The organism is Ruegeria sp. HKCCE3926 (assembly GCF_017872515.1).
Taxonomy (GTDB): domain Bacteria; phylum Pseudomonadota; class Alphaproteobacteria; order Rhodobacterales; family Rhodobacteraceae; genus Ruegeria.
In genome coordinates this window covers 1-15,738 of record NZ_JAEDOU010000010.1, presented here as the reverse complement: position 1 = coordinate 15,738, position 15,738 = coordinate 1, and the positions used below count along the sequence as shown (strand labels likewise).

Annotated in this window: 18 protein-coding genes; 6 read left to right on the top strand and 12 right to left on the bottom strand. The window is 59.0% G+C overall.

Going from position 1 to position 15,738, the window contains the following annotated elements; translation table 11 throughout:
• Positions 1-64: 64 nt before the first annotated feature.
• Together I9184_RS18900 and I9184_RS18895 are read left to right on the top strand one after the other, a co-directional pair.
• Entirely contained in the window at positions 65-907 is an 843-nt protein-coding gene (locus I9184_RS18900) for a TIGR00730 family Rossman fold protein (protein WP_209835423.1), read from the top strand.
• A gap of 3 nt (positions 908-910) precedes the next feature.
• Positions 911-2,008, top strand: a complete 1,098-nt coding sequence (locus tag I9184_RS18895; protein ID WP_209835422.1) for a cystathionine gamma-lyase — start codon at positions 911-913, stop codon at positions 2,006-2,008.
• On the opposite strand, the gene I9184_RS18890 is transcribed toward I9184_RS18895, so the two are convergent.
• Positions 2,009-2,392: a hypothetical protein gene (locus I9184_RS18890; protein WP_171638607.1), complete on the bottom strand. Its 384-nt coding sequence runs from the start codon at positions 2,390-2,392 to the stop codon at positions 2,009-2,011.
• Between the two features lie 160 nt (positions 2,393-2,552).
• On the opposite strand from I9184_RS18890, the gene I9184_RS18885 reads away from it, so the two are divergent.
• The 3 genes from I9184_RS18885 (at position 2,553) to I9184_RS18875 (ending at position 5,533) form a co-directional block, all read left to right on the top strand.
• A complete protein-coding gene (locus I9184_RS18885; RefSeq protein ID WP_209835421.1) occupies positions 2,553-3,473 on the top strand; it encodes a J domain-containing protein in 921 nt (306 codons plus the stop codon).
• Positions 3,470-3,808 (top strand): hypothetical protein, encoded by a 339-nt coding sequence (locus I9184_RS18880; RefSeq protein WP_171638611.1) that lies wholly within the window; start codon positions 3,470-3,472, stop codon positions 3,806-3,808. The genes I9184_RS18885 and I9184_RS18880 overlap by 4 nt, the downstream gene beginning before the upstream one ends.
• A 63-nt stretch (positions 3,809-3,871) precedes the next feature.
• A complete protein-coding gene (locus tag I9184_RS18875; RefSeq protein WP_209835420.1) occupies positions 3,872-5,533 on the top strand; it encodes a U32 family peptidase in 1,662 nt (553 codons plus the stop codon).
• A gap of 6 nt (positions 5,534-5,539) precedes the next feature.
• Here I9184_RS18875 and I9184_RS18870 read toward each other — a convergent pair whose 3' ends face one another.
• From I9184_RS18870 to I9184_RS18855, 4 genes are all read right to left on the bottom strand, one after another.
• Entirely contained in the window at positions 5,540-6,157 is a 618-nt protein-coding gene (locus tag I9184_RS18870; RefSeq protein WP_209835419.1) for a cytochrome P460 family protein, read from the bottom strand.
• Between the two features lie 285 nt (positions 6,158-6,442).
• On the bottom strand, positions 6,443-7,630 hold the full coding sequence (gene rlmN, locus I9184_RS18865) for a 23S rRNA (adenine(2503)-C(2))-methyltransferase RlmN (protein WP_209835418.1): 1,188 nt from the start codon (positions 7,628-7,630) through the stop codon (positions 6,443-6,445).
• 117 nt (positions 7,631-7,747) lie between these two features.
• Entirely contained in the window at positions 7,748-7,918 is a 171-nt protein-coding gene (locus tag I9184_RS18860) for a hypothetical protein (protein ID WP_171638615.1), read from the bottom strand.
• Positions 7,919-8,060: 142 nt separating this feature from the next.
• The gene (locus I9184_RS18855; protein ID WP_171638616.1) at positions 8,061-8,597 is read right to left on the bottom strand and encodes an invasion associated locus B family protein; all 537 of its coding nucleotides are present in this window, start codon (positions 8,595-8,597) and stop codon (positions 8,061-8,063) included.
• A gap of 179 nt (positions 8,598-8,776) precedes the next feature.
• Here I9184_RS18855 and I9184_RS18850 point away from each other — a divergent pair, with 179 nt between their 5' ends.
• Positions 8,777-9,775, top strand: coding sequence for an asparaginase (locus I9184_RS18850; RefSeq protein WP_171638617.1), 999 nt, complete (start codon positions 8,777-8,779; stop codon positions 9,773-9,775).
• Between the two features lie 5 nt (positions 9,776-9,780).
• On the opposite strand, the gene I9184_RS18845 is transcribed toward I9184_RS18850, so the two are convergent.
• The 7 genes from I9184_RS18845 to I9184_RS18815 all read right to left on the bottom strand — a co-directional run bounded on the left by I9184_RS18845 (position 9,781) and on the right by I9184_RS18815 (position 15,488).
• Positions 9,781-10,101, bottom strand: a complete 321-nt coding sequence (locus I9184_RS18845) for a YciI family protein (RefSeq protein WP_171638618.1) — start codon at positions 10,099-10,101, stop codon at positions 9,781-9,783.
• A 22-nt stretch (positions 10,102-10,123) separates the two neighbouring features.
• Entirely contained in the window at positions 10,124-10,552 is a 429-nt protein-coding gene (locus tag I9184_RS18840; protein ID WP_209835417.1) for an SRPBCC domain-containing protein, read from the bottom strand.
• Positions 10,540-10,869 (bottom strand): metalloregulator ArsR/SmtB family transcription factor, encoded by a 330-nt coding sequence (locus I9184_RS18835; RefSeq protein ID WP_171724871.1) that lies wholly within the window; start codon positions 10,867-10,869, stop codon positions 10,540-10,542. The genes I9184_RS18840 and I9184_RS18835 overlap by 13 nt, the downstream gene beginning before the upstream one ends.
• 41 nt (positions 10,870-10,910) lie before the next feature.
• Positions 10,911-11,789 carry a phosphoserine phosphatase SerB gene (gene serB, locus I9184_RS18830; protein ID WP_171638621.1) on the bottom strand — a complete coding sequence of 293 codons (879 nt, stop codon included), beginning with the start codon at positions 11,787-11,789 and terminating at the stop codon, positions 10,911-10,913.
• A gap of 36 nt (positions 11,790-11,825) precedes the next feature.
• Positions 11,826-12,554 carry a metallophosphoesterase family protein gene (locus I9184_RS18825; RefSeq protein WP_171638622.1) on the bottom strand — a complete coding sequence of 243 codons (729 nt, stop codon included), beginning with the start codon at positions 12,552-12,554 and terminating at the stop codon, positions 11,826-11,828.
• Positions 12,555-12,673: 119 nt separating this feature from the next.
• Positions 12,674-14,269 (bottom strand): phosphoglycerate dehydrogenase, encoded by a 1,596-nt coding sequence (serA, locus tag I9184_RS18820; RefSeq protein WP_171638623.1) that lies wholly within the window; start codon positions 14,267-14,269, stop codon positions 12,674-12,676.
• Between the two features lie 64 nt (positions 14,270-14,333).
• Complete coding sequence (locus I9184_RS18815) at positions 14,334-15,488, bottom strand: phosphoserine transaminase (RefSeq protein ID WP_171638624.1); 1,155 nt, start codon at positions 15,486-15,488, stop codon at positions 14,334-14,336.
• Positions 15,489-15,738 lie beyond the last annotated feature (250 nt).

The following is a 15,738-nucleotide window of genomic DNA, read 5'->3' as shown; positions in this document are numbered from 1 at the left end:
ACTGGCACTCTGCCCGCGAACCCTATAGCTGTTTGGAAAACACGCAAGCAGGGATCGATCACCCATGAGAGAAGACCGCCACAATCCGTTTCGCGATGCGCAGACAGATCGTTCGACCGCGAGCGAAGTGCCGGACACGCCGCAAACGCGATCGTCCGCCTATCGCCTTGCCTTTGCCGATGAGGAATTCCTGTGCCGCGACGAGCTGCGCCCGGTACGTCTGCAACTGGAACTGCTGAAACCCGAGATGATCATGAGTGAGCGCGAGATCACCTCGACCATCGTGATGTTCGGCGGCGCGCGCATCCCTGAACCATCGCAGAAACACACCGCACGAACGGAAACGCTGGCTGGTCTGTCGGCCTATTACGACGAGGCGCGCGAGTTCGCGCGGCTGATGACCGTGAAATCGAACGAGACCGGCTGCCGTGAAAACGTGATCGTCACGGGCGGCGGCCCCGGTGTGATGGAGGCAGGCAACCGTGGGGCACAGGACGCGGGCGGATGCTCGATCGGGTTGAATATCGTTCTGCCGCACGAGCAGGCCCCGAACCTTTATGTGACGCCGGATCTCAGCTTCAACTTCCACTATTTCGCCATCCGCAAGATGCATTTCCTGATGCGCGCCCGCGCCATCACGATTTTCCCCGGTGGTTTCGGCACATTGGACGAGCTGTTCGAATCCCTGACCCTGATTCAGACCGGCCGGATGGACCGCGTGCCCTTCCTGCTGTTTGGTCGCGAATTCTGGGAAAAGGTCATCAACTGGAAAGCGCTGGCCGATGCCGGAACCATCTCGGACGAGGATCTTGACCTGTTTCGCTTTGTGGACACGGCGCAGGAAGCGGTCGAGATCATTGAAAACTGGGAGCCCGCCCCGCCCCGCGACGAAATTCCGGGGCGCTGAACCATGGCGCCCAAGACCGGAGAGATGCTGCATCTGCGCGGAAATGCCCTGAGCAAGGGCGAACCCGTAGCGCTGCCACTGACCCAAAGCAGCATGTACCACCTGCCGGGCACCCCGGACGGGCAGGCGAGTTACGGCCGGGTGGACAACCCGACCTGGGTGCATCTGGAGCATGTTCTGTCGCATTTGGAAGACGCGCCCTGCCTCAGCTTTCCCTCGGGCATGGCAGCGATTTCCGCAGCACTGTTTGCCACCGTAAAGGCCGGATCACGCCTGCTGATCCCCTCCGACGGCTATTACGTGACGCGCCTATTGGCCGATCGTTTCCTGTCGCGGCTGGGCGTGATCGTTGAGGAACGCCCCACCACCGCCTTTGCCGACGGCGGTTTTGACGGGTTCGATGTGGTCTTTGCCGAAAGCCCCTCGAATCCGGGGTTGGACATGATCGATCTGACCGAGGTGGCGGATCGGGTGCGCGCTGCCGGGGGCATAACCATTGCCGACAATACGACGATGACTCCGCTGGGTCAGCGTCCTCTCGATCTGGGCATCGATGTGGTCGTCTCGTCCGATACCAAGGCGATGGGCGGGCATTCCGACATGCTGATGGGCCATGTGGCCAGCCGCAACGGCGACATCATGGAACGGGTCGAGGAATGGCGGAAAGTCTCCGGCTCGATTCCGGGGCCACATGAAGCATGGCTGCTTCATCGCGGACTTGAAACGCTGGACGTTCGGTTCGACCGGATGTGCAGCTCGGCCGAAGTATTGGCCGAACGCCTGACGGCACATCCCGCAGTGAAACAGGTGCGCTATCCCGGGCTGGCCAACGACCCGTCGCATAAACTGGCGCAAGAACAGACCACACGTTTCGGATTTCTGCTGTCCCTGACGCTGAACAGCGAAGACCGGGCCGAAGCCTTCATCAACAATTGCTCGCTTCTGCGCCCAGCCACGTCATTCGGAGGCGTCCACAGCTCGGCCGAGCGGCGCGCGCGCTGGGGCGACGACGTTGATCCGGCCTTCATCCGCCTGTCCGTCGGATGCGAACCCGTGGAAGAATTGTGGCAAGCTATCGAAGCCAGCCTGAACGTCGTGTGATTACTTTTTGGGCTCACGCAGTTCTTTGAACACGTAGATCGGCAGCACAACGCTGGCGATCAACGCCCCCAGCCAGACCAGCAATGTTGCCGCCAGCAGGTTCGAAACCCCGCCAACGGTCAGCCCGGCTGCAATCAGGTCGGTCACGAAAAGGCCCACGAAGGTTACGATCAGGGCGATCCCACCTTTCAGGGCGGGCGCTTTCTTTTCGCCCAGTTTCAGGATCAGGGGTTCAGCCACGACCTGTACGACGGTGAAGACAATCACCACCACGATGAACGAGATCGGCTTGATCGCAAATCCCGACAATATCAGCGCGGCAAGCAACAACCCAATGGCATTCCCGGCCATCAGGGCCAGGGCGGATTTTATTCTGCGTGACATGCGGCGGTCTCCGTCATTCGACAAGTATAAATATGCATATACTATCAGGTCTTCGGGATTTTACGAGACAATTCAATCGCCTCTTCCGTTTCAACCATTGAAATCAAATGGTAGAACACCTTCATCGTGATCAGACCCGCCCCTGACCTGTGAGAGTGAGATGAGCGACGACCCCTACACCGTTCTTGGTGTCTCGAAGGACGCCAGTGCAGCCGAGATCAAAAAAGCCTACCGGCGTATCGCCAAGGATTGCCATCCGGATCTGAAACCCGGCGATGCCACGGCCGAGGCCAAATTCAAGGCCGCCGCCGCTGCTTATGATCTGTTGAAAGATCCTGAAACACGTGCGCGTTTCGACAACGGGGAAATAGACGCCTCGGGTCAGGAACGCCCGCAACAGCAGTATTACCGGGACTATGCCGAGGCTGCTGGAAACCCCTATCGCGGGCGTCAGGCGGATCCCGACGACATGTCAGACATCTTTGCCGAGTTCATGCGTGGTCGCGGCGGTTTTGGTGGCCAGCGCGGCCACCAGTTTCACGCACCGGGTCACAATCTGAACTATTCACTGCAAATCAGCTTTCTGGATGCCGTGTTCGGCGCCAGTCAGAAATTGACCTTGCCGGATGGAGACCGGATCGAGGTCAAAATCCCGGCCGGGATCACCGACGGCCAGACCATCCGGTTGCGCGGCAAAGGCGCGCCGGGATATGGCGAAGGCCCTCCGGGTGACGCACTGGTGACGGTTTCGGTCGCCAAGCACCCGGTTTTTGAACGTCAGGGCGACGACATCCACATCACGCTGCCGATCACAATCGACGAGGCCATTCTGGGCGGAAAAGTCCCGGCCCCTACCATAGACGGCGGTGTGAATGTCAACGTCCCGGCAGGCACCAGCAGCGGCAAAACGCTTCGGTTGCGCGGAAAAGGCGTGAAAAAGCGCGGCTCGTCCGCCCGTGGTGATCAGCTGATTGAGCTGACCATTGCGACACCCGACAAGATCGATGATGAACTGAAGCAGTTCATGGAAATCTGGCGTCAAAAGCACCGCTATGATCCGCGGAAAGGAATGCAGCTATGATCCTGACCGAAAAGGAACTGATCGAAACGGTCACCCGCCTGACCTCGGACCGCCTGACCGAATACCTGGCGGCGGAAATCGTGATTCCGGAACAGTCGGATCAAGGGCTGGTTTATCAAAATATCGACGTCGCCCGTCTGGAACTGGCCTGTGAGTTGCACGAACAGTACGACATGGAGGCGGATGCGCTGTCGATGATGATCTCACTGATCGACCAGCTGCATGGGCTGCGGGCCGAACTGCGCGAAGTTCTGAACGCGATCGAGGCGCAACCCGAACCTGTGCGGCAGCAACTGGTCAAGGTCATCGGTACAGCGCGATTCCGTCGCAGATAACGGGGTTTTGGACTCGAAACATTTGGATTAGAAGGCCGGCTTGATCCTTTGACAGGTGGCGCCATGACCCAGTCCAGATCCGAATTGCTGATGCCTGCGGGCAATCTGCGCAAGCTGAAACTCGCTGTCCTTTACGGGGCGGATGCGGTGTATCTGGGCACGCCCGATATGTCGCTGCGCACGAAATCCGAGTTTTCGCTGGAAGAGGTGATCGAGGGCGTCGAGTTCTGCCACAGCCATGGCCGGCGCGCCTATCTGACGCTGAACCTGTTCTCGCACAACAAGGACATCCCGAAGCTGGACGAATATATCGACACGGTCCGCAAAGTGCAGCCGGACGGGTTGATCATCGCCGACCCCGGCGTGTTCCAGTACGTGCGGGACCGCGCGCCGGAACTGCCAGTGCACATCTCGACCCAGGCCAATATCTGTTCATGGCTGTCGGTGAAGTTCTGGCAGGATCAGGGCGCGGAACTGGTGGTTCTGGCGCGCGAGGTTTCCTACCCCGAACTGGTGGAGATCCGTGAAAAATGCCCCGACATCAAGCTCGAGGCCTTCGTCCACGGTGCCATGTGCATGACCTATTCGGGCCGCTGCCTGCTGTCGAATTTCATGGCGGAACGTGGCGCCAACCAGGGCAACTGCGCCAACTCCTGCCGCTGGAACTATGCGCTGAAACTGCGCCTGAAGGACGGCACCCATCAGGAGTTGCGCATCACCGAGGAAAACGCCGACCTGTTCGAATTCCTGCTGGAAGAAGGCTGCCGCCCCGGCGATCTGATGCCGATCGAGGAAGACGACCGCGGTTCCTACATCCTCAATTCGCGCGATCTGTGCATCATGCCCAAGCTGGACGAATACCTGAAGATCGGGGTCGACAGCCTCAAGGTCGAGGGGCGCGGCAAGTCGGAATACTACGCCGCCATCGTCGCGCGCGCCTATCGCATGGCCATCGACGATTACTATGCCGACCCCCAGAACTGGGACCCGAAACCCTATATGCGCGAGTTGGAGACCGTGGGAAACCGCGGCTATACGCTGGCCTTCCACGAGGGGCGTCTGACCAACTACGCCCATGATTACGAGCACACGGCGTCCATCGCGCAATGGGAATATGCCGGGATCGTCACCGAAGTGGCCCAGGATGCCTTTCTGGTCGAGGTAAAGAACAAGCTGGAACCGGGCGATGTGCTAGATTTCGTCTCGCCCATCTCGCGCGAGACGGTTCTGCTGCGGGTCTATGATTTCGAACGCGCATCCGATGGTGCGCGGATGAACGCAGTGCATGGCAGCACCAAAACAGTGATCCGCCTGCCCTTCACCCTGTTCGACCACGAGGATATCGACGATCTGCGCGCCCGGTTCCCCGCCTATTCCGTTCTGCGCAAGGAACGCGCCCTGACTGACGAACACTGGAGCCGCATCCGCTTTGACAAGCTGGTGCAGGGTTTGGAAACCTCGGGCCGTGACAACCCTGGCGCCTATGCCCGCCGTCGCGACGCCTTGGTTGAAAAGATCGGCGAAGACGGCAACGAACGCCGTTTCAAAACCAACCGCATCGGCACCGAGGGTTGCTGTGGCAAAGGTTGCAACGGCTGCTTGATTTTCTGGCAGGACGACAAATACGCGCTGGCCCGTGAAGTTTTGTCAAAGCGCAAGCAGGGCGAACAACTCAGCCGCCGTGAGGCGACGGAACTGAAGCTGCCGGGCGCACAACAAGCCTGAGCCGGCTCAGTCGCGTGTTCGATACTCTTCCGGCACGTAAAACGTATAGTCCCGATCTGCCACCTGTTCGTGGCAGACATGGCAATAGGCCACGGCACCGGCGCGGTCGCCCATAGTGTCCCCAAAGACCGAGCCGTCCGGCAAGACCATGATGTAACGCCAATCCGCCGTGTCCGGGCTGGCACTTTCTGCCAGTTTCTCCATTACGAACATGGCACCAGGATGCACGTGGCCTTCATCCGTCACGGTCATGCTGTCCTTGGCAAGAACCGACCCCATGGGAAGTTCTTCACCTTCCTGCAACGTCGCGTAGTTATGCGCCATGCGATTGGCATAGCTGTTCACATACCTTTGCCCGTGGGTTGCCGAAATATAGGGCGCATCGTTGAAAATCGGCCAGCTTTGGTAGTTGAGGATCAGGTCCAGTTGCGCCACGGCGTAGCCACGCGCCATGCGGCGATTGAGGGATCGGTAGTGTTCCAAAGCCTCTTTTTTGCTCAACTCGGCAGGGTTTTCGATTGCAATATGAGCGTCCTGGCCGTCAGCAAAGGCCAAGCTTGAACCCGAGACGATAGCAAGCGCAGCGGCACCAAAACGGATGATCGAAAAAGAACTTGCATTCATAATCGTGGCCCACCTGAAATTCAGTTCACCTGAGCGCTTTCTGCACCACTTGGAACAGTCTAGCGGAATCGCAAAAACTTGCCATCTCTGACCCGGACACCTCACCGGCTTGTGCATCGAATTGAAGAGGCAAATTCAGCGACGGGCACGAGAAATATAGCAAATTATGCATGTGGTTTCAGCATCTGAAACATTAAGTTTGAACAAAACAATTGTGACGTGCAGACAAAGCCAGAAAACACTTAAGGCGCGATCCAATCAAGCCTGGCCCAGATGGACCAAACCCTATCGGCTCAGACCCGTTTCGGCCTCGATTTGTTTGCGTGATTTGCGCGCCCGTTCGGTCGCCGACTTCAACTGACCGCAAGCCGCCATGATGTCCTCACCGCGTGTCTTGCGGATGGGCGAGGCATAGCCGGCCTGATAGATGATGTTTGCGAAGGCGCGGATGCGGTTGTTCGAGCTGCGCTTGTACGGTGCGCCGGGCCATTCGTTGAACGGGATCAGGTTGATCTTGGCCGGAATGTTGTGTCGCTTGATGTGATTGATCAAACGATGCGCATCTTCGTCACTGTCATTCACACCATCCAGCATCACATATTCAAACGTGATCCGTTCAGAGTTCGAAGCATTCGGATAGCTGGCCAAAGCGGTCAGCAGTTCCTCGATATTCCAACGTTTGTTGATGGGCACAAGAACGTCGCGAGTTTCGTCCGTAGTGGCGTGGAACGAGATCGCCAGCAAACAGCCGATTTCTTCGGCGGTGCGCGCGATCTCGGGCACCACGCCCGAGGTCGACAGAGTAATCCGCCGGCGCGACAGAGAAATGCCCTCGGGGTCCATGGCGATCTTCATCGCGTCGCGCACGTTTTCGAAATTGTAAAGCGGCTCGCCCATTCCCATCAGAACGATGTTCGACAGCAGGCGGGTTTCGTCCTTAGGTGCGCCGGGGGTTGGCCATTCTTCAAGATCGTCGCGCGCCATCATGATCTGGCCAACGATTTCGGCGGATGTCAGGTTTCGTACAAGTTTTTGAGTGCCGGTATGACAAAACGAACAGGTCAGCGTACAGCCCACCTGAGACGAGATACACAACGTGCCGCGATCTTCCTCGGGGATGTAGACCACCTCGACCTCATGCCCGCCGGCGATACGGCACAGGTATTTGCGGGTGCCGTCCTCGGACACCTGACGTGTGACCACCTCGGGGATTTCGATCACGAAGTGCTCGGCCAGTTGAGCGCGATAAGCCTTTGCCAGATTGGTCATCTGGGCAAAGTCGCGCACGCCCCATTGGTAGATCCATTGCCAGATCTGACCGGTGCGCATCTTGGCCTGTTTCTCGGGCGTGCCGTGTTCAATCAAGGTTTCGCGCAAACGGTCGCGCGTAAGGCCGACGAGGTTGATCTTCCCGTCGGGCAGTTTGCGCGGGATGGTCATGACGTCTTGGGTGATCGGCGCTTTAGGCGACATTGGCGTATCTCAAAGGAATCGGGCTTGGGATGCGCCTCTATATAGGAACCTGTGCAAAGATCAAAAGGTTTCCTAAGCCAACAGGCCCGGCACGATGAACATACCGGGCCTTTTTGATCAGTTTACCGGCGGCGGTGTGTAGCAATCACTGGCGTCCAGGGTCTGAACCGGATCTTCCGGGCCACATTGCTCGCCCGATATCGGGTAGGTTTCAGCATTCTTCTCGCAAGCGCTCAGCACAGCGGCGGATGCGACCAGAACCAGAGTGATCCAAGTTTTCTGTTTCATCACGATGTCCTCTCTAAGTGGCTAAACCACTTAGTTCACATTGCCCAACGCGAAACTTTGATGCGGATCAAAACTGGCAGATGACCATACGTCAAAAGCCCCGCGACCAGGCGGGGCCTTTTCAACAATCGGCGCGATAAGATCAGTTGGTGCAGCGCTTCTCAGCGTCTTCAATCGCTGCGGTAAAGCCCAGCAGCGAGAAGGTGTCTTTCGTCTGCGTCCCACGCTCGGACCGGGCGGTCAGAACAGCCTCGGTTCCGCGCTTCAGGGCGGTGATGATCTTGGCATCATCCGCATCCGACGCGGCCCAGGCCCATTCGCCTTCTGTGAACAGTTCGAACTCGGTCCCGTCCACATTCAGGTTCACCGTCGAACCCGCGGCAAACGGGTAGCCGCCAGTAAAGGTCAATTGGCCTTTGACCTCGGCATTCGGGCGATAGAACACAAACAGCAGGATATCGCTGCGCCGTACGGAAACCACACGTCCACCGCGGGTGTTTACGGTTTCCTTGGGTGCCGAGACGCTCCAGCATTCGGTGGGATCGTCTTCGACAAAAACGCTCCAATCCGTTTTTGCAGCAACGCGGTTGGTGCTTGTCGCCTGTTGGGCGATTGCAGATGTTGCTGCGATGCCTGCCATACACAGGCCCGCTATCGTGCGAACGAGCATTGATCCCATTTGTCCAGCCTCCTAGCTCGACCCTTACCTCATACCCATCGGACACGTCTGCGAACCCTGCCGGTTCGTCTATTCGTTTGCGTCTTCCGATGATTGCCGACATACACACACTAACGCAGGTTTCGCCACAGGCGAAAGGGCGATTGGCAGAATTTTGCGCATAAATTTCGGAGGTCCAGATGACGCAGCCCGTACCCATGACAGAACTTTGGCGCGGCCCTCTGCTGGAAAGTCTGCATCTGGGTCATGCGGTTATTTGCGATGACACGGGCCAGATCGTGCGCAGTTGGGGCGACCCGCAATCCGTCATATACCCGCGGTCATCCGCCAAGATGATTCAAGCGCTTCCGTTGGTCACATCAGGGGCGGCGGCGAAATACGGTCTGACCAGCGAACACCTCGCGTTGGCCTGCGCCTCGCATAACGGGGCGGCGATCCACACGGATCGCGTGACGGCGTGGCTGGACCATCTGGGGTTGAACGAGCACGATCTGCGGTGCGGCCCACAGGAGCCCGCCGACACCGCCGCGCGCGACCGGCTGATTTTGGCGGACGACACGCCTTGCCAGATCCACAACAATTGTTCCGGCAAACATTGCGGCTTTCTGACTCTGGCACAGCATATGGGCGCCGGGCCGGAATACCTTGAAATTGATCATCCGGTGCAACAAGCCTGCCTATCTGCCGTCGAAGAAACAACGGCCGAGACCAGCCCGGCATACGGCATCGATGGCTGTTCCGCCCCGAATTTCGCCACATCGCTTTTCGGTTTAGCACGTTCGATGGCTTGGTTTGCTTCAGCCGCAGACCGGTCCGACCGCTCCAGCGATGCAGCGATGCAGCTGGTGGCCGCGATGGTGAAACACCCGGAACTGGTTGCCGGTGAGACCCGGGCCTGCACCGAACTGATGCGCGCCATGAACGGGCGCGTCGCCATCAAGACCGGGGCCGAGGCGGTGTTTGTGGCCATCATCCCGGAAAAACGCATGGGCGTTGCGCTGAAGATCACCGATGGCACCACACGGGCCAGCGAATGCGCCATCGCCGCTATTCTGGTGAGCCTTGGTGTGCTGGAGGCCGATCACCCGGCCACCCGCAAATTCATGAACGCCACGCAATACAGCCGCCGGGGGCTGGAATGCGGCGTGATCAAACCTGCGCCGGGTTTCCCCGGCTAAGGCCACTACATCTCGATCTCGTGCACCTCGGCCACTTCAACCGAGCCTGTGCCGTTGACGACCATCGGACAGCCCTTGGCCATCTCGGTCGCAGCATCGATACTGTCAGCTTTGATCACCGTAAAGCCCGAGGCCGGGTTTGCGCCGCCGTTATCGACCACTCCGTTGTTGCTGACGGTGTAAGACTGCCCCACCGGGTTTCCGGGGATATCGAGGGCGTCTCCCATATCCTGAAACCAGGCGCCCCAGGCGGCCATGGTCGCCTCGATCTCGGCGGGGTCGGTCGGGGTGTGTCCCCCGTGATAAACAAACAAATATTGGGGCATATCGCTCCTCCCTGATGAAACCTTATTTGCACTTCGCTTCGAGTTTGCGCAGCGAAGACGTCCAGCCCTGATTGTGGTTCGCGGCTGCTTCGGCATCGGCCAGTTCGCGGTGGTCCAAAACCAGGCGCGACCCCGTGCCTGTCGCTTTGACTGTGAAGGTGACGTGGCTTTCGGCCCCGCGCTGATCCTGATCGTCATGCCAGCCCCAGGTAAACCCCACCGAGTTTGGAGGGTCGACATGCGTGACGTGGCCCGAGACCTTGTATTGCTGGCCCTCGCCGTTTTCCATGACCGAATACCACGGGCCGGTGCGCGAGAAATCCAGATTGTGTTTAGGCACGTGCATCCCTTCGGGGCCCCACCATTGCAACAACCGGCTGCCGTCACTGATCCATGCAAACAGGTCCTCTGGGCTGACGGGGAAATCCCGTTCCAGTTTCAGGTCGGCCATGAATTCTCCCTTTCGATGATATCACTGAGGCGATCAAGGCTGCTTTCCCAGAATTGCCGTTTGGAGATCGTCCAGTCGGCAATCATACGCAGCCCGTCGGACCGGATGGAGTACATCCGTTGGGTGCCCCGCACACGCTGCTGCACCAACCCGGCCTCACGCAGCACCTTGAGGTGGCGCGAAATCGCGGCGCCGGACATGCCGCGCCCTTCGATCAGTTCACCAGCGGGCAGTTCGCCCTGCTCCATCAGTTGCTCGACAATCGAGAACCGGGTGGCATCAGACAAAGCGGAAAAGGTGGTCAGAAGCGTGCTCATGACTTCTATTTAACACAAATGTTAAATAATGAAAAGCCCTGTCAGGATTCGGCAAAATCCGCGCGACTGTACCCTTGTAGATAAAGCAGTGCCGTCAGGTCGCCGTGATTCACCCGCACATCACATTGTGCGGCCACCGACGGTTTGGCATGAAGGGCAACCCCGGTCCCGGCCCGGCCAAGCATTCCAAGGTCATTGGCCCCGTCACCCACGGCAATCACATCACTTTCCGACAGGCCCCGACGCGTTGAAATCTGCGCCAGCGCTTCGACCTTGGCCTGACGCCCCAGAATAGGACGCGCGACGTCTCCGGTCAGCTTGCCATCTTCCGCCAGCAAAGTGTTGGCACGGTTTTCATCGAACCCCAAAAGCTCTGCCACCCGCGCGGTAAAGGCCGTAAAGCCACCGGATACCAATGCTGTATAGGCCCCGTTGGCCCGCATCGTCGCCAGCAATTCCCTGCCTCCGGGCATCAGGGTGATCCGTTCGCGCAGGACTTTGCCGATGACGCTTTCATCCAGATCCTTCAGCAAACCAACCCGCTCGATCAGGGCACCTTCGAAATCCAGCTCTCCGTTCATGGCGCGGGCGGTGATGTCCTTGACCCTTTCGCCGACGCCAGCCTCATCCGCCAGTTCGTCAATGCATTCCTGCTGGATCATGGTGCTGTCCATATCGGCCAGCAGCATCTGTTTGCGCCGCCCCTGCGCAGGCTGCAAAATCAGGTCCACGCCCATACCCTGCAAGTCTGCCCAAACGTCCCAGCGATTGTCGGGGATGGCGTTCAACTCGAATTCTGCCGCCTCATCCGGGTTGAGCCAGAAGATGTCCCCGCCACCCCACGCATTGCGCAGTGACTCGGGTAATGCGCTGTCCAGCGAAGGCGCTGCCGGATTGGTCAGCAAAGTGGCGACATACATCTTCAATCTCCAAATTTCTTGGCCGGGCGAGGTGATCTAGGGGGTCAACGACAAACGGCCCTGATCGGTCAATTCCCAGCAAGTCTGCCCTTCGAACACCGCGACACCCACCGGGCGCCCATATCCGGCACCTGTGTCCAGATTGACGCGATTTCCATAATGCGTTGCCCGGTCCACCGGAGTATGACCATGCACGATCAGCTTGGGATGCGGACCCCGATGAGCATGAAAATCCTGCCTGATCCAGACCAGGTCGTTGTCCCCCTGCGCGTTGAGCGGCACGCCCGGGCGAATACCTGCGTGAACAAAGGCAAGCTCTGGCGTCTGATGCATCAGAACCAGATCTCGCAGAAAAGTCAGGTGCGATTTCGGCACCGCCGCCTGCGCCATCTGATGCAGATCTTCCAGGCGAATCTGGCCTTCGAATTCCACGCCATAACTGCGCAGGGTCTCGACCCCACCCAGCCTTTCATGCAGCCAATGATACCCGACAAGCAAATGCGGATCGTGACGCGGCGTATCCTCCATGAACCAGGCGAACATGCGATCATGGTTGCCCAGCAGAGTGATCCAGTTCAGGCCCGCATCGCGCCCGGCAATCAGACGCTCGATCAGCCCGCGGCTGTCAGGGCCGCGATCCACGTAATCACCCAGAAACACGATCTGGGCGTCCGGGCCGCCATCACCCCGGATCAGAGACAGCGCGCGTTCCAGCTCGGCCACCTGCCCGTGCAGATCACCAACAACGTAGACAGGCTGTGTCATAGATCCTCCGACGGTAAGGTTCAGCTTGCTTGTGCCGCAGATTGCAGCCCGAGAAAACAAAGGACCCGGGCCTTCGGTCAACCGGGTCCTGAACTGTTTCTCAAACTCAACAGGCCTCGTCAGGTGACATCAAATTCCAGCGGCTTGATCTGCGTGAACAGACCCGTTTCCGCCAGCTTGGCGCGTGCCTCGGCCGGAACGGGTTCGTCGACATAAAGCAACGCAATCGCTTCTCCTCCGGCCTCGGATCGACCTAGGGTAAAGTTCGCGATGTTGACGTTGTTCTCGCCCATGGTCTGCCCCAAAGCACCGATGATGCCCGGCACGTCTTCGTTGGTGGTGTAGAGCATATGGGCACCGACCTCGGCGTCGATATTGATGCCCTTGATCTGGATGAACCGCGGTTTGCCGTCGCTGAACACAGTGCCGCCGATAGAACGCTCGCGCTTGTCGGTCACAACGGTGACTTTGATATAGCCCTCAAACGCACCCGATTTGTCCTGATTGGTGGTCGAGATCTTGATCCCACGTTCCTTGGCGACAACCGGGGCCGACACCATGTTCACCTCGGGGTTGAACTTTTTCATGATCCCGGCAACCACCGAGCAGTTCAACGCCGCCAGATTCATTTCAGCGGCCACACCATCATACAGGATATTGATCGCCTTGACCGGCTCATCCGTCATCTGGCCGATGAAGCTGCCCAGATGGCCGGCCAGCTTGATCCACGGCCCCATCACCTTGGCTTCTTCCGCCGTTACACTGGGCATGTTCAAAGCGTTCTCGACCGCACCTGTCAGCAGATAGTTCGAGATCTGCTCGGCCACTTGCAGCGCCACATTCTCCTGCGCTTCGGTCGTTGCTGCACCAAGATGCGGCGTGCAGACCACGTTGGGCAGATTGAACAGGGGGTTGTCCTTGGCGGGTTCCTCACCGAACACGTCAAACGCGGCGCCCGCAACGTGACCGGATTGCAGCGCCTCGGCCAAGGCCTCCTCATCGACCAGACCACCCCGAGCACAGTTGATGATGCGCACGCCTTTCTTGGTCTTGGCAAGGTTCTCACGGCTCAGAATATTGCGGGTCTGATCCGTCAGCGGCACGTGCAGGGTGATGAAGTCGGCGCGGGACAGCAACTCGTCCAGCTCTACCTTTTCCACGCCCATCTTGGCGGCTTTCTCTTCGCCCAGATAGGGATCATAGGCGATGACTTTCATCTTCAGGCCAAGCGCGCGCTCGCACACGATGCCACCGATGTTCCCCGCACCAATGACGCCGAGCGTCTTGTTGGTCAGCTCGATCCCCATGAACTTGGACTTTTCCCACTTGCCCGCATGGGTCGAAGTCGAGGCCTCGGGGATCTGCCGCGCCACGGCAAACATCATCGCAATGGCGTGTTCGGCAGTGGTGATCATGTTGCCGAATGGCGTGTTCATCACGATCACACCTTTTTTCGACGCCGCTTCCTTGTCGATATTGTCAGTGCCAATTCCAGCGCGGCCGATCACCTTCAGCTTGTCGGCTTTTTCGAGAATGGTCGGCGTGACCTTGGTGGCCGAGCGGATGGCAAGACCATCATACTGGCCGATCACCTCGGCCAACTTGTCCTTGTCCTTGCCCAGATCGGGCATGAAATCCACGTCGATGCCGCGATCACGGAAAATCTGAACGGCGGTTTCGCTGAGTTTGTCGGAAACGAGTACTTTGGGAGCCATGTTTGTGGTCCTTGAATGTATTGAGAGGTCCGGGCCGATGCGGCCCGGTGGAGATGGGATGCGATCAGGCGGCTTCTGTCTGCGCCGCGATTTCGGCCTCAAAGGCCCATGCTAGCCAAGGCAGCATCGCTTCGATGTCCGAGGTCTCGACCGTACCGCCGCACCAGATCCGCAAGCCCGCAGGCGCGTCGCGATAGGCACCGATGTCCAGCGCGATATTCTCGGACTCCAGCCGCTTGGCCACAGCCTTGGCAAAGCTTGCGCCGTCCTGAATTCGGGCGTCGGTGAATTTCAGACAGACGGATGTGTTCGACCGCGTCGCAGCGTCTGCGGCCAGGTTTTCGATCCAGTCGTTCCGGTCGCAGAACGCATGCACTGCATCGGCATTGGCGTTCGCGCGGGCTGTAAGGCCCTTCAGACCGCCCACCGAGCGCGCCCAATCCAGTGCAAACAGATAATCCTCAACCGCCAGCATCGACGGCGTGTTGATCGTCGCCCCGGTAAAGATGCCTTCGATCAGCTTGCCACCCTTGGTCAGGCGGAAAATCTTGGGCAGCGGCCATGCAGGGGTGTAGCTCTCCAGACGTTCAACGGCGCGCGGCGACAGGATCAGCATCCCATGCGCGGCCTCACCGCCCAGAACCTTCTGCCAGCTGAAGGTGGTCACATCCAGCTTGTCCCAGGGCAGGTCCATCGCAAAGGCAGCCGAGGTTGCGTCGCAGATCGTCAGACCCTGACGATCATCGGCGATCCAGTCGCCATTCGGCACGCGCACGCCCGAGGTGGTGCCATTCCACGTAAAGACCACGTCATTGGCGAAATCGACCGATGCCAGATCCACGATCTGTCCGTAATCGGCGGTCTTCACCTCGGCGTCGATCTTAAGCTGCTTGACCACATCGGTCACCCAACCGGACCCAAAGCTTTCCCACGCCAGCATCTCGACCTTGCGTTCGCCCAATAGCGACCAAAGAGCCATCTCAACCGCGCCCGTGTCCGAGGCGGGAACAATGCCGATCCTGTAATCTGCCGGAATGCCAAGCACCTCGCGCGTGCCTTCGATGGCCGCTTTCAGCTTGTCCTTGCCAACGGCGGCACGGTGCGAGCGTCCCAAGGCGGCATCGGCCAGTTTGGTCAGATCAAATGTGGGGGGTTTGGCGCAAGGGCCCGAGGAAAAACGCGGATTGGCCGGCCGCGTCGCCGGTTTTTGAGTGCTCATCTGTATTACCCTTCCAGATACACGCCCCTCGTTGGGGAGGGGTGTCCCACGCACAGAGCTATGGGCCCTTCGCACCCGCAGCAAGCGAAAAAGACGCTTTGCTGGGTAAAAACGACATCCAAAGAGGGCACAAATCAGAACATGAGTTTCCGATTGGCGAAAAACCCCGCCGAAACTCGGCGGGGTTGTTGCTGTTATTCCGCGGCGTCTGCGTATGCGTCCATTGGGGGGCATGTGCAGACGAGGTTTC

Bases quoted from the DNA above. Each gene is read 5' to 3' on its own strand.
- I9184_RS18900 (WP_209835423.1), top strand. From the start codon at position 65: ATGAGAGAAGACCGCCACAATCCGTTTCGCGATGCGCAGACAGATCGT.
- I9184_RS18895 (WP_209835422.1), top strand. From the start codon at position 911: ATGGCGCCCAAGACCGGAGAGATGCTGCATCTGCGCGGAAATGCCCTG.
- I9184_RS18890 (WP_171638607.1), bottom strand. From the start codon at position 2,392: ATGTCACGCAGAATAAAATCCGCCCTGGCCCTGATGGCCGGGAATGCC.
- I9184_RS18885 (WP_209835421.1), top strand. From the start codon at position 2,553: ATGAGCGACGACCCCTACACCGTTCTTGGTGTCTCGAAGGACGCCAGT.
- I9184_RS18880 (WP_171638611.1), top strand. From the start codon at position 3,470: ATGATCCTGACCGAAAAGGAACTGATCGAAACGGTCACCCGCCTGACC.
- I9184_RS18875 (WP_209835420.1), top strand. From the start codon at position 3,872: ATGACCCAGTCCAGATCCGAATTGCTGATGCCTGCGGGCAATCTGCGC.
- I9184_RS18870 (WP_209835419.1), bottom strand. From the start codon at position 6,157: ATGAATGCAAGTTCTTTTTCGATCATCCGTTTTGGTGCCGCTGCGCTT.
- rlmN (WP_209835418.1), bottom strand. From the start codon at position 7,630: ATGTCGCCTAAAGCGCCGATCACCCAAGACGTCATGACCATCCCGCGC.
- I9184_RS18860 (WP_171638615.1), bottom strand. From the start codon at position 7,918: ATGAAACAGAAAACTTGGATCACTCTGGTTCTGGTCGCATCCGCCGCT.
- I9184_RS18855 (WP_171638616.1), bottom strand. From the start codon at position 8,597: ATGGGATCAATGCTCGTTCGCACGATAGCGGGCCTGTGTATGGCAGGC.
- I9184_RS18850 (WP_171638617.1), top strand. From the start codon at position 8,777: ATGACGCAGCCCGTACCCATGACAGAACTTTGGCGCGGCCCTCTGCTG.
- I9184_RS18845 (WP_171638618.1), bottom strand. From the start codon at position 10,101: ATGCCCCAATATTTGTTTGTTTATCACGGGGGACACACCCCGACCGAC.
- I9184_RS18840 (WP_209835417.1), bottom strand. From the start codon at position 10,552: ATGGCCGACCTGAAACTGGAACGGGATTTCCCCGTCAGCCCAGAGGAC.
- I9184_RS18835 (WP_171724871.1), bottom strand. From the start codon at position 10,869: ATGAGCACGCTTCTGACCACCTTTTCCGCTTTGTCTGATGCCACCCGG.
- serB (WP_171638621.1), bottom strand. From the start codon at position 11,789: ATGTATGTCGCCACTTTGCTGACCAATCCGGCAGCGCCTTCGCTGGAC.
- I9184_RS18825 (WP_171638622.1), bottom strand. From the start codon at position 12,554: ATGACACAGCCTGTCTACGTTGTTGGTGATCTGCACGGGCAGGTGGCC.
- serA (WP_171638623.1), bottom strand. From the start codon at position 14,269: ATGGCTCCCAAAGTACTCGTTTCCGACAAACTCAGCGAAACCGCCGTT.
- I9184_RS18815 (WP_171638624.1), bottom strand. From the start codon at position 15,488: ATGAGCACTCAAAAACCGGCGACGCGGCCGGCCAATCCGCGTTTTTCC.